The sequence below is a fragment of the Streptomyces sp. RG80 genome (genome assembly GCF_040446465.1).
Lineage (GTDB): Bacteria > Actinomycetota > Actinomycetes > Streptomycetales > Streptomycetaceae > Streptomyces.
The window spans coordinates 112,386-129,005 of the sequence record NZ_JBEAAJ010000007.1; the positions used below are offsets into that span (position 1 = coordinate 112,386).

Genomic DNA, 16,620 nt, shown 5'->3' on the forward strand with positions numbered 1-16,620 from the left:
TAGGCGGGGGAGGGCGGTGTTGGGAATGCGGGGAAAGTGTGAACAAGATTAATTCCGGAGGAGTCACGCCTTCGTCACGATCTTGATTTCCGCAGGTGGGTGCGGCCATCGTCAAAGCTTCATGTACTTTCATCCGCCTGCGAACGTGAGAGTGGAGGGGGTGCGGTGTGAAGACCTCGGCGATGTTGCTGTGCGCGGCCGTGTTCCTCGTGGCCGGCTGCCGTGTGGGGGGCGACGACTCCGCGGCGGTGACCCGTACCGCCGCGGCTCCGGCGTGCTCGAAGGGGGCGATCCGGTGGGCCGGGGTGAGCGACAAGCGGCGGCTCGTCGCGGTCTCACGGCCGATCGAGGTCGGTGAGAAGGGTGGGAAGGTCCGCTTTTCTCCCGTTCCGGTACGGGAGTTGAAGCCGGGGGTCGAGACGAGCGGCGAAGGCCCGTCGGCGGACCGGCTGTTCGCGTCGCTCGGTGAGCATCTGGGGTGGGAGGCGGACACGTTGGCACGGCCGGGCAGGTCGTCCGCCGCCGCGTGGGCGGTCCGGTCCGTCGAGGCGAGCTTCACCGCGGACTGCTCCGGTACGCCGGTCTATGGCAGCGTCTCGTCGTGGCACGGCTCCTCCGGGGCCTCGCTGCGATGCGGTGTGGATCCGTCCGACGAGGGTGGGGACGAGGCGTGGATCGCGAAGGCCTACACGCTGACGTGCGGGAAGGCGGGGCGGTCCGGATGAGGCTGCTGTTGCTGTGCTGGCGGTCGGCCATGTCCCGTTGCACCCCGCTGATGATCGTCCAGGTGGTCATGACGGTCTGGCAGGACGACTTCTCCTGGACGGGCGTGCTGGAGAAGATCCTGGCGGCCGCCGTGGCCTGGGGGACCGTCGGTCTCGCCGTGGCGGTGGTGGCGTGGCTGCTGCTGTACCGCCGGGCCCGGGCGGCGGGGATCGAGCTCTCCGCGCAGGCGCTGGACGAGCGGCAGGCCCATCTGCTGTGGGAGACGCGGCCCGACGAGGGCGGGCTGGACCGGGTCCGTGAGCGACTGACGTCCTCCGAGCGGGCGTACCTGCTGCTCGAGCCGGCCCGTGACGAGCTCACCTTCCGCTGGCGTCCGGGCCGCCGCGCGGACCACACGGTCCGGGCCTCCCTGACCTTCGACGCCCTCGCGGGGACCGTACTGGTCGATGTCCGGGGCGGGGAGGGCCACTTGGGAGTGGCGGGTCTGACCGGCGCCCCGGCCTTCGTCGCGGTGAGCCAGATCGCCGTGGCGGTGGGGCTGACGGGGAGGAAAGACGGTCGGTACGAGCGGGTGTGATCGGTGACGAGTCGGGCGAGGCCGCGCCGGGCGGAACCGGCCGGCGCGGTGACCGGCACGCTGATGCTTCCGGGGGTGCCGGCACTCTGGGTCTGCTGAGGCGGCTCGCCTCCCGCGCGGGCACTGGGCTGCGCGGACGTCGAGGCGTGATGTCCGGGCGACATCTGGCTTCCACGCCCCGGCCTGTGGGCGGCGCGGGTGCCCTGGCCCGTAGTGCTGTCGACGGGCCCGCTCGGGTCGGCTGAACGGGGCGGTCGCTCCGGAGGGAGCCGGCCTGGCTCCATGTGAAGAGGCGGCGCCCCGGGTGTTCCGGGCGCCGCCTTCCTCGTAGGGGGTCGGACTACTTCCTCGTAAGGGGGCGGACTACTTCGTCACGCTCGGTGGGGCCAGCGGGGTGGCTGCCTGGGCCTGGGGGGAGGCCGTGTTGGCGTAGGCCGAGGGGGCCGACATGCCTGCTGTCGGGTCGGTGTCCGGGGTGGGGTCCACGGGGACGACCGGGCCGCCGACGATGGGGATCTCGGCCGCGTCGAAGGCGCGCTTGATGCGCCAGCGGAGCTCGCGTTCCACCGTCAGGGCCTTGCCCGGCATCGTCTTGGCCGAGACGCGCACGACCATCGAGTCCAGCAGGACGTTGTCCAGGCCGAGGACCTCGATCGGGCCCCAGAGGAGCTCGTTCCAGGGCTCGTCCTTGCTCATCCGCTCGGCGACCTGGTCGATGGTCTCCTTCACCTTGTCCAGGTCCTCGTCCGCGCGGACCATGACGTCCACGCCGGCCGTGGCCCAGCCCTGGGAGAGGTTGCCGATGCGCTTGACCTCGCCGTTGCGGACGTACCAGATCTCGCCGTTGTCACCGCGGAGCTTGGTCACCCGCAGGCCCACCTCGATGACCTCGCCGGAGGCGACCCCCGCGTCGACCGTGTCGCCCACGCCGTACTGGTCCTCCAGGATCATGAAGACGCCGGAGAGGAAGTCCGTCACCAGGTTGCGGGCGCCGAAACCGATCGCCACACCCGCGACACCCGCGGAGGCCAGCAGCGGGGCCAGGTTGATCTCGAAGGTGCCGAGGACCATCAGGGCCGCGGTGCCCAGGATGATGAAGCTCGCCACCGAGCGGAGGACCGAGCCGATCGCCTGGGAGCGCTGGCGGCGGCGTTCGACGTTGACCAGGAGGCCGCCGAGCGCGGTGCCGTCGACCGCCTGGACCGTGCGGTTCATGCGATCTATGAGCTTGGTGATCGCCCGCCGCACCACCACTCTCAGTACCGCCGCTATCACCAGGATCAGCAGGACGCGCAGACCGATGGCCAGCCAGGTGGACCAGTTCTGCTCGACCCAGCTGGCGGCGTTGGTCGCGCTCTCCTGGGCGTCCTGCAGCGAGGGCACTGCGGGTGTCGTCGACTCCGAGGGGGTCGGGGACGGCGACGAGGCGGCCAGTAGGACGGCGGGCAAGGACACGGCGGGAACCTCCAGGTGCAGCGTCCGCCGCCCGGCTGATGGGCAAGGTCACGGAAAGGTCACCGAGGCGGCAGACCCACCACACTAACGGTGCATCGTGTGTGGATCGTTGCAATGTTCGAGGGAGAGACCATGCTCACCTGGGGATGAAGAAAGATGTGGTCGAAAACACTCCCAGCCCGTTACCGGGAGATGGTGGCGCTTCCACCAGGCATGAGGGGAGACTGACTACAGATCGTCCCGGCGCGAGCCACGCGCCGCCGACGCCCAAGGAGGCATCCGTGCCGCATGTCCTGGTCCTCAACGCGTCGTACGAGCCACTGGGCGTCGTACCGCTTCGCCGCGCGCTCGTCCTCGTCCTGGAGAACAAGGCTGTCTCCCTCGAGGAATCCGGCGCCTTCATGCACAGCGCAACCGTCACAGTCCCCGCACCAAGCGTGGTCCGGCTCAAGCGATTCGTCCGGGTTCCCTATCGGGGGCCCGTTCCTCTTACCCGGCGCGCGCTCTTCGCCCGCGACGGGGGCCGGTGCATGTACTGCGGTGGCGTCGCAACCAGCGTCGACCACGTCATCCCGCGCAGCCGCGGGGGCAAGCACGTCTGGGACAACGTGGTGGCCTCGTGCCGCCGCTGCAACCACGTGAAGGCCGACCGACATCTGTTCGAAATCGGCTGGCGGCTGCGCCACAAACCCGCTCCGCCCACCGGCCTGGCCTGGCGCATCATCGGGACCGGGCACCGGGACCCGCGTTGGCTGCCCTACCTCCAGCCGTACGGCGCGGAGGACGCCATGGCCCGGATCGACGGCATCTCTGCCTGACGACGATCCGGGCCTTCGTGTAACCGTGCACGGTTGCGCACCGGCCCCGGGGGTCCCCCGTGCCCCCGGGGCCGGTCGACTGTGCGCTCACACGTACCGCAGCTCCGCGGGGTTCAGGGAGCGACGCAGCAGCGGGAGCGAGGTGGCGGCGGCCAGGAGGCAGCAGGCGTAGATCCCGAAGGGGACCAGCACCGCGGCGCACGGCGTGACGTCGGGGACGTTCCCGATGAGCCGGCCGTAGCCCGCCCCGATCACCATGCCGCCGGCGCCGCCCAGCAGCAGCGCGGGCGCGAGCGGCAGCGCGGTCTCCAGGAGCAGCGCCCGGCCGAGCACCCGCTGCGGCACCCCGGCGGCGGTCTGCGCGGCCAGGCCCCGGCGCCGGGTGGCGAGCGACTCGGCGGTGCCGACGGCGAGGCCGGACAGGGTGATCACCAGGGTCGCCACGATCGCGGCGGCCACCAGGTTCAGGCCCGTGGTGTAGTACGACATGTCGGCGGCGAGCTCATCGGGGTTCCTGGAGTTCAGCTCGGCGAGCAGCGTCTGCCGTACGCCCACGAAACCCGTCCCGACGACCGTCACCAGCAGTGCCGCCGCATGGGTACGGGCGGCCGCCCAGGGGTCGTCGCGCAGCCGTTCCGCCGCGATCAGCGTCGCCGCGGTCCCGGCCCGGCGTGCCAGCCACCGGCCGGTCAGCCCGGCCGTGGCCCCGACGATCCCCACCGCGGCCACACCGACCAGCAGGAGCGCCCCGGCCACGATCAGCGGCCCGTTCACGAACGTCGGGCTGTTGTGCGGCATGTCGGAGGAGGTGCTGGCCAGGGCGGCCATCGCCACCATCGCCACGAGCAGCACCCCGCCCGCGAACAGTGCCCACGACCCGCGCCCCGCCCTCGGCCGCACCCGGCGCACCCAGCCCAGCGGTGAGGCCACCACCCGGCGCAGCGCCAGCGCGCCGGCCGCGGCGCCCAGCACCGGCACACCGAGGGCGACCACCGTGATCCCGGCCCAGGCGAGCCAGGTCGGTTCCCGCCACTGGCCGAGCAGCACCACGATCGAGGCCACGGTCGCGAGCAGCGAGCCGAGCAGACACGCCAGCCCCGTCTCCAGCGCCGCGATCCGCCGCACCTGCCCGGCCGAGGCCCCGGCCAGCCGCAACCCGGCGAGCCGGCGGTCGCGGTGCACGGCGCCGATACGGGCGCACTGACCGAGGAAACCCAGTACGGGGACCAGCAGGAGCAGCAGGACGACGATCACGCCGGAGCGGGTGCCGGGGTCGTCGAGGAGCCCCGCGGCCACCGGTACGTGGTAGCGGCCCTGGAGCGCGGCGAGGCTCACGGCGGCCAGCGCGAACCCGGTCGCGAGCGCCGCGCCCACTCCGGTCAGCCCGACCCGCCACCACTCCCGCCGATCGGAACCGCGGGTCAGCAGCCAGGCGAGCCGGAGGTCGGTGCGCACGGACCCCCGACGGCCACGCCGGACGCCCGCGCGGGTCCGCGGGGGGCGGGCGGTGCCGGTCTCCACTGCCGTGCTCATACCGCCACCCCCACCGGTGCCACGACGCCGTCGCTCAGCCGGACCTCGCGGTCCGCGTACGCCGCCACCTGGGCGTCGTGGGTGACGAGGAGGACCGCCGTGCCCTGTTCGCGGGCCGTGTGGGCCAGGGCCGTCATCACCTGCTCGCCGGCGAGCGAGTCCAGGGCGCCGGTCGGCTCGTCGGCGAAGACCACTCTCGGCTCGGTGACCAGGGCCCGGGCCAGCGAGGTGCGCTGGGCCTGGCCGCCGCTCATCTCGCCGGGCCGCAGCTCCTCCTGCCCGCGCACACCGAAACGTTCCAGCCACTCACCGGCCCGCTCGTGAGCCTCCTTGCGGGAGCCGCCCGCCAGCATCAGCGGCAGGGCGACGTTGTCGAGCGCGGTCAGCTCGGGGATCAGCTGGCCGAACTGGAAGACCACGCCGAACTCGGTCCGGCGCAGTTCGCTCAGCCGCCGTTCGGACAGGGTGTCCAGGCGCTCCCCGGCGTAGGTCACCGAGCCCGTGTCGGGGCGGACGATGCCTGCCAGACAGTGCAGCAGCGTCGACTTCCCGCTGCCGCTCGCGCCGGTGACGGCCAGGATCTCGCCGGCCCGCAGCTCGGCGGAGGCGCCGCGCAGGGCCTCGGTCCGGCCGTGCGCCTTGACGAGGTCGCGGGCCGCCAGAAGCGGCACTTCGTTGCTCATGCTGGGTCGACCTCCGCGGTCAGGGTGGTCAGCCGGCCCGCCGTGGTGTTCATCCAACGGAGGTCGGCGTCGAGGTGGTTGAGGGCGTAGTCCGCCGAGAGCACGGTCGCGAGGTCCGCGCCCTTGGCCGTCTTGACCTGGGTGAGTTCACGCATCCGGGCCATGTGGGCGGTGCGTTGGGCGCTCAGGTAGGCCTCCGGGTCGCCGCCGGCGAGGATCGCGACGACGACCTTGGCGAAGATCTCGTTGGTCACGAAGGGCGCGGGTGGGGCGATCTCCCCGGCCCACTGGGCGAGTTCTCGCCGGCCGTCGTCGGTGGAGCGGTACATGGTGCGTTCGGGCCCGCCGTCCGAGTCGATGCCCTCGACTTCGGCGAGGCCGTCGCGGACCAGGCGCTGAAGGGTCGTGTAGACCTGCCCGTAGGCCAGCGGGCGGGCCTGCGGGAAACGTTCGTCGTGGCGTCGCTTGAGGTCGTAGCCATGGCTCGGCCCCGTGGCGAGCAGCCCCAGCAGGATGTGGCGGGTGCTCATGGCGATCATTATGCACTCACTACATGTACTGAGTGAATAGTGATCGGAAATCGGTGACCGGTGACCGGTCAGCGGTGGCTGGATCCAGCCACCACCCCGGCGCGGGCGATGTCCGAACTGCCCCCGAAGTGCCCCTGTATGACACCTCATCAGGCGCCGTGAACCGGCCAACAGCCCTGCCGTGTGACGAAATCGGGGTTTTACAACGGGGGTCGACTGGATTTAAAGTAAGGGTCGCTAGGGGATGATCACGGTCGGGGTAGACCACCGGCCAGTCAATCGGGGGGTAGTGAAAGGTATGTTCGCGAAACTCAGTGATACAACACTGAACTTCTGTTCGCGATGTCTCGGAACGGTTTGAGCGTCGATTCAACGCCCCGCGGCCCCGGAAAATTCTTCCGACCGTCGGCCACCGTTCATCTGAGTCCACGCACTCTTCTGTGAAGTAAAGCCAGAGAACCGTCTTTTGCCGCGCCCTTCTCATTTCTGAGCCCGAGGGCTTTTTCCGCGCGCCGATGGACGGTCGACTCAGGCTGTCGACGCTGACATGGTTATGTCCACCCATTGGCATGGCCATGCCATTTTCAGTCCTGCCCAAGCGCACTCACAAAGTGACGAATTCCAGGTTCGAGGATGATGGCGAAAACCACGGGGTCCGAGGAATTGTCCCTGCCCGACATGCTGCGTGCGGCCGCGCTCGCCCGACCTGACCGGATCGCCGTCGCGTGCGGCGCCCGGCGACTGACCTTCCAGCAGCTCAGCGACGGTGCCGACGCCATGGCCGGCCACCTGCGCCGGCTCGGCGCGGTGACGGACGAACCGGTCGGCATCTTCATGGATCCGTCCGTCGACCTCATGACGAGCGTCTGGGGCGTCCTCCATTCCGGCGCCCCTTACCTGCCGCTGTCTCCGGAGTACCCCGACGAGCGCGTCCGCTACATGATCGCGGACTCCCGCACCAGGCTCATCCTCACCGACGAATCCCTGGTCACCCGCCTGAAAGCGCTCACCCCGCCGGACGTACGGATCGTCACCGCCGCCGAGACGCGCACCCCGCACGGCACCGCGACAGGCGCCGTCACCGGGCCGTCCGTCGCCCCGCCCGGCGACTCGCTCGCCTACGTCATCTACACCTCCGGGAGCACGGGCAACCCGAAGGGCATCGGTATCGAGCACCGCAGCATCGTCAGCCAGATGCGGTGGCTCGCCGCCGAGCAGGGGCTGGACGAACGCCGGACGGTGCTCCAGAAGACGCCGCTGAGCTTCGACGCCGCCCAGTGGGAGATCCTCGCACCGGCCTGCGGCAGCGCCGTGGTGATGAGCGAGCGCGGGGTCTACGCCGACCCCGGCGGGCTCCTCGACCTGATCCAGGAACACGAGGTGACCACGCTCCAGGGCGTACCGACCCTGCTCCAGGCGCTCGTCGACTCCGGCCGGCTGCCCCGCTGCACCTCGCTCACCCAGGTCTTCAGCGGCGGCGAGGCACTCACCAAGAGCCTGGCGACCGAGCTGCTCGACGCGCTGCCCGACGCCGACCTGGTCAACCTCTACGGTCCGAGCGAGACCACGATCAACGCCTCGGCCCTCACCGTGGACCGGGAGACCGTCCAGCACGGCCCGGACCACATCTCCATCGGCCGGCCCGTGCACGGCATGAGCTTCCACATCCTCGACCCGGCCGGCCGGCCCGTCGCGCCGGGGGAGTCGGGCGAACTCCACATCGCGGGGCGGCAACTGGCCCGCGGGTACCTCAACAACCCCGACATGACCGCCGAACGGTTCGTCCCGAACCCCTTCGCCACCGACCCGGACTCCGCCCGTCTCTACCGCACCGGCGACCTGACCCGCTGGAACGACGACGGCACCGTGCAGTTCCTCGGCCGCACCGACAGCCAGGTCAAACTGCGCGGCTTCCGGGTCGAGCTGGACGAGATCAAGGTCTCCATCGAGAAGCACGACTGGGTCAAACGCGCCGCGGTCGTGGTCCGGGACGACACCCGGGTCGGCGCCAACCTCATCGCCTTCGTCGAGCTCGACTCCCACCGGGCCGCGGTCATGGACCAGGGCAACCACGGCGCCCACCACCAGTCCAAGCAGAGCCGCCTCCAGCTCAAGGCACAACTCGCCGACCTGGGCGTCCGCCGGGAGCACGGGCTGCCGTTCGTCGAGCTGCCCGGCCGGGCCGCGACCCCGGAGCAGCGCCGCACGGTGTTCGCCCGCAAGACGTACCGCTTCTACGAGGGCGGCGAGACCAGCCGGCAGGACCTCCTCCAACTGCTCGCCCGCCCGACGGACCAGGTGGCCGAGCCCCGGGACCCGGACACCCTGACCCTGGCCGAACTCGGCTCGCTGCTGCGCTGGTTCGGCCAGTTCACCAGCGGCGAGCGGCTGCTGGCCAAGTACGGCTACGCCTCACCCGGCTCGCTGTACGCCACCCAGCTCTACCTGGAGCTGTCCGGCGTCGCGGGCCTGGAAGCGGGCCATTACTACTACCACCCGGTCGACCACCGGCTCACGCTGATCGCCCCGGCCCCCGCCGGGGAGCCCCGGCTGCGCGCCCACTTCGTCGGACGCCGCTCCGCCATCGAGCCGGTCTACCGCAACAACATCCAGGAAGTCCTCCAGTTCGAGGCCGGCCACATGGTCGGGCTCTTCGACCACGTGCTCCCCGCGTACGGGCTGCGGATCACCGCCCGCCCGGGACAGCCCGAGGTCAAGGACGTCCTGCGCTGCCCGGACGAGGACCACTACCTCGCGTCGTACGACATCGGCACGGCCGCCGCGCCGGCCGAACAGCCCCCGGTCGACCTGTACGTACAGGCCCACCCGGGCCGGATCGCCGACCTGGCCGAGGGGCAGTACCGCTACCGCGACGGTGAACTGGTGCGGGTGTCCGACGCGTTGGTGCGCGAACGGGATGTCATCGCCATCAACCAGGAGGTCTACGCGCGTTCGAGCTTCGGGATCAGCATGGTCGGCACCGCCCCCGAGCCCTGGCAGCGCTACACCGACCTCGGCCGCGAGCTCCAGCGCCTCCAGATGAACGGCCTGGACCTGGGCCTGATGTCCTCCGGCTACAGCTCCGAGACCGGCAACCCGCTGCCCTCGTCCCGGCGTATCGCCGAGCTCGTCGGCCTCGGCCCGGACACCGCGTCCTACTTCGCCGTCGGCGGCCGGATCAGCGCCGAGCAGCGGCTCAGCGAGGGCATGAAGGAGGACTCCGTGCACATGCGGGGTCCCGCCGAGATCATCAAGGACAACCTCGCCGCGGCCCTGCCGCCGTACATGGTGCCCAACCGGGTCACCGTCCTCGACACCTTCCCGCTCACCCCGAACGGCAAGGTCGACCACCAGGCCCTGCGTGAGCTGGACAGGGCAGCCGTCGACGACACCGAGGCCCCGGTCGTGCCCCCGCGCACCCCGACCGAGGAGGCCGTCGCCGCGCTGTGGGGGAAGGTGCTCAAGCAGGAGCGGGTCTCCATCCGCGACAACTTCTTCGCCTCCGGCGGCCATTCGCTGACCGCGGTCTCCCTGGTCAACCGGATCAACCAGGAGCTGGGCGCCACCCTGCCGCTCCAGGTGCTCTTCGACGCGCCGACCATCGCCGAACTGGCCCGCCGCGTCGACCGGGAGCCCGCCACCGCGGCCTCCCGGCTGGTGCGGCTGCGTGCCGCGGACGGCCGTCGGCCGGTGTTCTGCTGGCCCGGCCTCGGCGGCTACCCGATGAGCCTGCGGCTGCTGGCCGGGCGCCTGGACCTGGACCGGCCGTTCCTCGGCGTCCAGTCCTACGGCATCAACGCGGACGAGACCCCGTACGAGACCTTCGCCGAGATGGTCGCCCAGGACATCGCGCTCCTCAGGCAGATCCAGCCGACCGGCCCGTACACGCTGTGGGGCTACTCCTTCGGCGCCCGGCTCGCCTTCGAGGCGGCCCATCAGCTGGAGTCGGCGGGCGAGCGGGTCGACGAGGTGATCCTCATCGCGCCCGGAAAACCGCCCGTGGAATTCCTCGGCGACGCGGCCGCGCGGACCTCCGTCGGCTTCGACGACGCCACCTTCGTCTCCATTCTCTATTCGGTGTTCGCCGGAAACCTCCAGAAGTCGGCGGTCGAGGAATGTCTCGCCGCCACCCATGACGAGGAATCCTTCGTCACCTTCATCAGCGACCGGTTCGAGCACCTGGACCGTGCGTGGGTGCGCAGGATCGTCGGGGTGGTGCGGCGGACGTTCCTCTTCGAGTACGACCCCCACGAACTTGCCGAGCGAAAAATCGCGGCACCGGTCACCGTGTTCCGGGCGACGGGCGACCAGGAGTCGTTCATCGAATCCGGTGCGTCGCTCACCGAGGCTCCTCCCGCTTTCCATCATCTCGACGCCGATCACTACGAATTGCTGCGTGCGAACGGAATAGCGGAACTCGTCTCCGCCATTCAGGACGCACGACTCACCAGAAAGGTCATCGGAGTGCCGCACGTCAACATCAAGCATTTCCCGAACAACCTCGAGGCCGACCAGGTCACCGCTCTCGTCGAGGCGATCACCAGCGCCGTCCGGACCGCGTTCGCGGTCGACGAGGGCGCGGTGTCCATCGCCCTGGAACCGGTGGCCCAGGACGTCTGGAACGAGCGGGTCTACCTCCCGGAGATAGCCAACGGCGGCGACAACCTGGTCAAGGCCCCCAACTACTGAGCCCCACGGCCGAATCCGACCGGCGCCACCCCGACCAGGACATGAACCACGGAGGACCGCGATGCGCACAGTGATCACCAGGATGAGGGAGGACCTCTCCGTGATCGTCGCGCGAGACCCGTCGATCCGCACACGCGCGGAGGCACTGCTGCACCCCGCGCTGCCGGCGCTGTGGACCCACCGGGTGGCCCACGTCCTGTTCACCCGCGGGCACCGGCAGAGCGCACGGCTCCTGGCCTATCTGGCGCGTTCGGTGACCGGCGGCATCGAGATCCATCCCGGCGCGCGGCTCGGCCGGCGCGTCTTCATCGACCACGGGGCCGCCGTGGTCATCGGGGAGACCGCCGAGGTCGGCGACGACGTCACGATCTTCCACCAGGTCACGCTCGGCGCCGTCGGCTGGTGGAAGGACGGGCGGCGCGAGCCCGGCGCCCGCCGCCATCCGGTCGTCGGCGACCGGGTGGTGCTCGGCACCAACGCGATCGTGCTCGGCCCGGTCACCGTCGGCGCGGACGCGCTGGTCGGCGCCGGCTCGCTGGTGCTGGCCGACGTGCCCCCGAAGGCCCGGGTGATGGCCCCCGCCGCCGAGGTCGTGACCCGGCCGTCGGCGGCGGACCGCGCGGAGGCGGACCAGCTGCTGCGCGCCCTGGCCACCTCCGGGTGCTGGTGACGCCCCGGCACCCCGCCCCGGCAGCCCGCCCGCCCCAACCGTCGCAGTACGCAGCATCGTTCGCCGCATCTCAACCCGACCACGAGTCGGAACGCCATCGGAGGCACAGATGATTCACGTCGGTGTGCTGGAGAGCAACCTCTCCGGTTCCGGCTTCGAGGGCCTACAGATCATCAAGGAACTCGGCTGCAGGGTCACCTTCTTCACCCGCGATCTGGACCGCTATCTCGAAGTACCCGGCGGTCCGGCCTACTTCGAGAAGTACGTCGACGAGATCGTCCACTGCGAGACGAACATCCTCGAGGAACTCCTGCCGCATGTGCACCGCACCGGCGCCGAACACCCCTACGACGCCTTCCTGACCCTGGCCGAGTACGACGTGGTCGTCGCCGCCGAGGTCGCGGTCCACCTCGGGCTCCCCACGGTCAGCGTCGACGGCGTGGCGACCGCCCGCAACAAGGCGCTGATGCGCCGCCGCTGTGCCGAACTCGGCGTCGCCATACCGGCGTTCCGCACCGTGCAGACCCCCGAAGAGGCGGCGGCGGCAGCGGCGGAGATCGGGCTGCCCTGCGTGGTCAAGCCGGCCGACGAGACCTCCAGCGCCGACGTCCGGCTGGTGGAGACCCCCGAACAGGCCGCCGAGCACGTCGAGCTGATCCGCACCCGGGTGGAGAACACCCGTGGCCAGAGCCGCTACCACGAGCTGATGGTCGAGGAGTACCTGAGCGGCCCCGAGGTCAGCGTCGAGGTCCTCGCCGACGGCGACCGGTACGAGGTCCTCGGGGTCACCGACAAGTCGGTCATCGGCCAGGGCTACTTCGTGGAGCTGGCCCACACCTTCCCCTCCGCCCTGCCCGAGCGGCTGGTCGGCGCCATCGGGGACCTGGCCGTGGAGGCGCTGCGCGCCTGCGGGTTCGACCTCGGCATGGCCCACGTCGAGATCAAGGTCACCGAGTCCGGCCCCAAGCTCATCGAGATCAACCCCCGGCCCGCCGGCGGCAAGATCACCTACCTCGCCGACCGCGCCCTCGGCATCAAGTCCCTGGAACTGGTGGCCAAGCAGTACCTCGGCGAGAAGCTGCCCGCGCAGGTCGTGCCCGAGAAGCCGGTCGCCGGCGCAGCCATCCGCTACCTGATCGCCCAGCCGGGCCGGGTCGTCTCGGTCTCCGGCCAGGACCGCGCCGCCGCGCTGCCCGGCGTCGAGGAGGTCGTCGTCAAGCCCAAGCCGGGCGCCGTGCTGCGCGAGCCGCGCCGCAACGGCGACCGCGCCGGCCATGTCCTCGTGATCGCCGAGACCGCACAGCTCGCGGCGCGCACCGCCGAGGCCGCGGTCAAGGAGATCGACATCCGCACCGAGCCGGTCACCGCCCGCCCGGTCGCGGACTCCCTCGTCGACCTGATCGGCGCCACCCCGCTGCTCCGCCTCCCCGTGGACCGCGTCCTCACCGGCGTCCAGGACGGCACCGAGGTGCTGGCCAAGCTGGAGCTGTTCAACCCCTGGTCCAGCAGCAAGGACCGGGCCGCGCTGTCGATGCTGCGCGGCGCCGAGGAGCGCGGGCTGCTCACGCCCGGCCAGGGCACCGTGATCGAGGCGACCTCCGGCAACACCGGCATCTCGCTGGCGGCCCTCGCGGCGGCCCGCGGCTACCGCTGTGTCATCGTGCTGCCCGACAACGCGACCGAGGAGCGGGTGGCCATGCTCCGCTCGCTCGGCGCCGAGGTGGTGCGCACCCCGCACACCGGCGGCTACCAGGCGGCGGTCGACAAGGCCGAGGAACTCCACAAGCAGACCCCCGGCTCGTGGTTCTGCTGCCAGCACGACAACCCGGACAACACCCGGGCGCACTACGAGTCGACCGGCCCGGAGATCTGGGCCGACGCCGAGGGCCGCGTCGACGTGTTCGTCTGCGGCGTGGGCACCGGCGGCACGCTCAGCGGCGCGGGCCGTTATCTGCGCGAGCGCAACCCCGACGTGCGGATCGTGGCCGTGGAGCCGGCCGGGTCCCCGCTGCTGTCCGGCGGCGAGCCCGGCACCCACACCATCCCGGGGTTCAACGGCGGCTTCATCGCGCCGACCACGGAACGCGAACTCATCGACGAGGTGATCGCGGTCGCCGACGCCGACGCCCTGGACACCACCCGGCGCCTCGCCCACCAGGTCGGTCTCACCGTCGGTGTCTCGGCCGGCGCGGTCGTCCACGCCTGCGGTGTGGTGGCCGCCCGCGAGGAGATGCGCGGCAAGCGCGTGGTGACCCTGCTGCCCGACACCGGCGAGCGCTACCTCAGCCTCCTCGGCCGCGTCGCCGAGGAACAGGCGGCCGGCCGGTGACGGCGCCCGTGGACGAGCGGCCCCGCCTGCTGATGGTGATGCCGTACCGCCAGTTCGTCCGCAAGGCACAGGCCGAGGGGTTCTGGGTCGGCGCGATCTGGGACCCCCGGCTGGAGTCACCGGCGTACCTGGACGACGTACGCGAACTGGCCGACGTGTTCGTGACGGCCGACTTCCGCGACGAGGAGCTGCTGCGCCGCACCGTCCGGGAGACGGCCGAGGAGCACCGCGCCTCGGTGATCTACCACATCGGCCGCGAGGAGACGATGGCCGCCGCTTACGAGGTGGCCGAGGAGCTGGGCGCCGAGGTCAACCCGGCCGCGGCGGTCCGGCTCCTCACCGACAAGCACGCGATGCGGGACCTGCTCGCCGCGCACGGACTGTCCCCGGTCTCCTTCGAGGCGGTGGCGACCCGGGACGAGGTGCCGGACGCGGTCCGGCGGCTCGGCCGCCCGGTCGTGGTCAAGCCGACCGCGCTGGCCGGCAGCCGGGGCGTCTTCCTCTGGCGCGAGGAGGCGGACCTGGCGGCCTGGACGGCCCTCGTCGAGGAGTACGGCTACGACGGTCCGTTCCTGGTCGAGGAGTATCTGCGCGGTCCCGAGTACAGCGTGGAGACGCTGAGCCGGGACGGCCTGCACCAGGTCGTCGGGATCACCGAGAAGGTGCTCGGCGCGCCCCCGCTGTTCGTCGAGGTGGGGCACGTCCATCCGGCGCCGCTGCCCGCGGAGCGACGGCTCGCGATCGAGGAGCTGACGACCGATCTGCTCACCGCGTGCGGATACCGGTTCGGGCCCGCGCACACCGAGGTGATCTGGACCGAGGCCGGACCACGTGTCGTGGAGTCGCAGGCCCGGCTCGGCGGCGACCGGATCCCCCGGCTCGTCGAACTGGCCACCGGACTCGACATCGAGCAGGCGATCTTCGCCGGCCTGGCGGGCACCCCCGCCGCACCGGCGACGGCGACGGCGACAGCGGTCGTGCGGTTCTTCACCTTCCCGCCCGGCCATGTCGACGAGATCCGGGGCCTGGACAAGGCCGCGGGACTCGACCACGTCGACGAGCTGATCCTCCGGCTCGCTCCCGGCGACACCGTGCCGGAGGTCCGCGACTCCAAGAGCCGGCACGGGCACGTCATCGTCTCCGATGCCACGCCCGAGCAGGCCCACGACCGGTGCGCCGAGGCGCTCGCCGCGATCGAGGTCGTCGTCGACGGCGTCCCCGTACGCGCGGACAGCCTGGCCAAAGCGCCGGAGACGGCCGTGCGAGCGCCGTCGGTCACGACTCCCCCCACCCCAGAAAGGCACTGACCATGCAGTGGTCCGGATCGGCAACCAGGAGGTCGCCATGACCGCCCCCGCAACCGACGCGCAGGTGGTGTTCGTCGGCTACAACGCGGCCTACCTGCGCGCGATCGACAAGAGCGTCCCGAGCGGTTCCGTCGTGGTGATCGAGGAACCCGACATCATCCGCAAGCGGGAACTGAAGGACGCGGCCGACCGCTTCGACTGCCTGGACCGCATCGTGCCCGCGAGCTACCAGCAGTCCACCGAGGCGCTCGACCTGGCTGCCGAACTGACGGCCGTCCGCCCCGTGGCCGCCGTCGTCCCGGGCCTGGAGTACGCGGTGCCCGCGACGGCCGCGCTGGCCGAGAAGCTCGGACTGCCGGGCGCGACAGAACGCGCCGCGCAGGCCCTGCGGGACAAGGTCCGGCTGCGCGAGGTCACCGGCGCCGCCGGGGTCCGCAACCCGCGCTGGCGCGAGGTCTTCGGGCCCGAGGACATCCTCGACTTCGCCGGCGACGGCCCGGTCGTGGTCAAGCCGGCCAACCGGCAGGCCAGCGTCGGCGTGCAGCTGCTCGACTCCGTGGACGCCGAGAGCGCGGCCCGCGCCTGGGAGCGGACCTCGTCCGCCGCCGAGTACGAGCAGGTGCCCGACCGGGAGCTGGCGTGGCGGTTCCTCGCCGAGGAACGCCTCCAGGGGCCCGAGTTCAGCGTCGAGGCGCTGGTGCGGCAGGGCGAGATCATCTTCCAGAACGTCACGGCCAAGACCGTGATCCCGGGCCCCTACCCGGTGGAACTCGGTCATCTGCTGCCCGCCCCGCTCGACGAGGACACGCAGAGCGCGTTCGGGACGGCCATGCGGGCCCTGGTCGAAGCCACCGGGTATGAGACCGGCATCCTGCACGCCGAGTGGATCCTCACCGAGTCCGGTCCGACGCTGGTCGAGTGCGCGGGACGCTGCCCCGGCGACTACCTGATCGACCTGAACGACCTGGCTTACGGCACCCGGATCCGGCTGACCCTCATCGACCTGCTCGCCGGGCGCCCGGTCAGTCTGCCCCGGGCCGCCGAACAGACCTCGGCGATCCGGTTCCTGGCCGCCGAGCCCGGCACCGTGACCGACGTCTCGGGCGTGGACGCGGCGCAGTCGCTGCCCGGTGTCCGGGTCGTGGAGGTCGATGTCGCGGCCGGTGACGAGGTCGGGCCCTGGGCGTCCTCCTGGGACCGCGCCGGGCATGTCATCGCGACCGGGCCCGACGCGGACACCACGCGCCGACGCGTCCTGGACGCGGACGCCGCCGTTCGCATCACGACCGAGTGAGGAACGCAC

The 16,620-nt window shown here is 71.4% G+C and carries 12 protein-coding genes and 1 pseudogene; 9 read left to right on the forward strand and 4 right to left on the reverse strand.

All coding sequences use genetic code 11. From position 1 onward, the window contains the following. The first annotated feature begins 167 nt into the window (after window positions 1-167). Together ABKA17_RS24305 and ABKA17_RS24310 are read left to right on the forward strand one after the other, a co-directional pair. Complete coding sequence (locus ABKA17_RS24305; protein WP_353694328.1) at window positions 168-725, forward strand: hypothetical protein; 558 nt, start codon at window positions 168-170, stop codon at window positions 723-725. Next, window positions 722-1,303: a hypothetical protein gene (locus tag ABKA17_RS24310; protein WP_353694329.1), complete on the forward strand. Its 582-nt coding sequence runs from the start codon at window positions 722-724 to the stop codon at window positions 1,301-1,303. The genes ABKA17_RS24305 and ABKA17_RS24310 overlap by 4 nt, the downstream gene beginning before the upstream one ends. A gap of 363 nt (window positions 1,304-1,666) precedes the next feature. Here the strand turns inward: ABKA17_RS24310 and ABKA17_RS24315 are convergent, their stop codons facing one another. Next, on the reverse strand, window positions 1,667-2,758 hold the full coding sequence (locus tag ABKA17_RS24315) for a mechanosensitive ion channel family protein (protein WP_353694330.1): 1,092 nt from the start codon (window positions 2,756-2,758) through the stop codon (window positions 1,667-1,669). 281 nt (window positions 2,759-3,039) lie between these two features. Between ABKA17_RS24315 and ABKA17_RS24320 the strand changes: the two genes are divergently transcribed. After that, window positions 3,040-3,576, forward strand: coding sequence for an HNH endonuclease (locus ABKA17_RS24320; protein WP_020116449.1), 537 nt, complete (start codon window positions 3,040-3,042; stop codon window positions 3,574-3,576). 87 nt (window positions 3,577-3,663) lie between these two features. On the opposite strand, the gene ABKA17_RS24325 is transcribed toward ABKA17_RS24320, so the two are convergent. The 3 genes from ABKA17_RS24325 to ABKA17_RS24335 form a co-directional block, all read right to left on the reverse strand. Next, on the reverse strand, window positions 3,664-5,031 hold the full coding sequence (locus ABKA17_RS24325; protein WP_353694789.1) for an ABC transporter permease: 1,368 nt from the start codon (window positions 5,029-5,031) through the stop codon (window positions 3,664-3,666). 74 nt (window positions 5,032-5,105) lie between these two features. Then, window positions 5,106-5,792 carry an ABC transporter ATP-binding protein gene (locus ABKA17_RS24330; RefSeq protein ID WP_353694331.1) on the reverse strand — a complete coding sequence of 229 codons (687 nt, stop codon included), beginning with the start codon at window positions 5,790-5,792 and terminating at the stop codon, window positions 5,106-5,108. Continuing rightward, window positions 5,789-6,322 (reverse strand): PadR family transcriptional regulator, encoded by a 534-nt coding sequence (locus ABKA17_RS24335; RefSeq protein ID WP_353694332.1) that lies wholly within the window; start codon window positions 6,320-6,322, stop codon window positions 5,789-5,791. Before ABKA17_RS24335 ends, ABKA17_RS24330 begins: the two co-directional genes overlap by 4 nt. 636 nt (window positions 6,323-6,958) lie before the next feature. On the opposite strand from ABKA17_RS24335, the gene ABKA17_RS24340 reads away from it, so the two are divergent. From ABKA17_RS24340 to ABKA17_RS24365, 6 genes and pseudogenes are all read left to right on the forward strand, one after another. Then, window positions 6,959-11,011: an amino acid adenylation domain-containing protein gene (locus ABKA17_RS24340; protein WP_353694333.1), complete on the forward strand. Its 4,053-nt coding sequence runs from the start codon at window positions 6,959-6,961 to the stop codon at window positions 11,009-11,011. Window positions 11,012-11,072: 61 nt separating this feature from the next. Continuing rightward, window positions 11,073-11,681, forward strand: a complete 609-nt coding sequence (gene epsC, locus ABKA17_RS24345; RefSeq protein WP_353694334.1) for a serine O-acetyltransferase EpsC — start codon at window positions 11,073-11,075, stop codon at window positions 11,679-11,681. A 109-nt stretch (window positions 11,682-11,790) separates the two neighbouring features. Further along, window positions 11,791-12,774, forward strand: a pseudogene (locus ABKA17_RS24350) (ATP-grasp domain-containing protein); the annotation flags it as partial. Then, window positions 12,775-14,010 (forward strand): cysteine synthase, encoded by a 1,236-nt coding sequence (locus ABKA17_RS24355; protein WP_502994385.1) that lies wholly within the window; start codon window positions 12,775-12,777, stop codon window positions 14,008-14,010. Further along, window positions 14,007-15,317: an ATP-grasp domain-containing protein gene (locus ABKA17_RS24360; RefSeq protein WP_353694335.1), complete on the forward strand. Its 1,311-nt coding sequence runs from the start codon at window positions 14,007-14,009 to the stop codon at window positions 15,315-15,317. Before ABKA17_RS24355 ends, ABKA17_RS24360 begins: the two co-directional genes overlap by 4 nt. 37 nt (window positions 15,318-15,354) lie before the next feature. Further along, window positions 15,355-16,611, forward strand: a complete 1,257-nt coding sequence (locus tag ABKA17_RS24365) for an ATP-grasp domain-containing protein (protein WP_353694336.1) — start codon at window positions 15,355-15,357, stop codon at window positions 16,609-16,611. The last annotated feature ends 9 nt before the right edge of the window (window positions 16,612-16,620 follow it).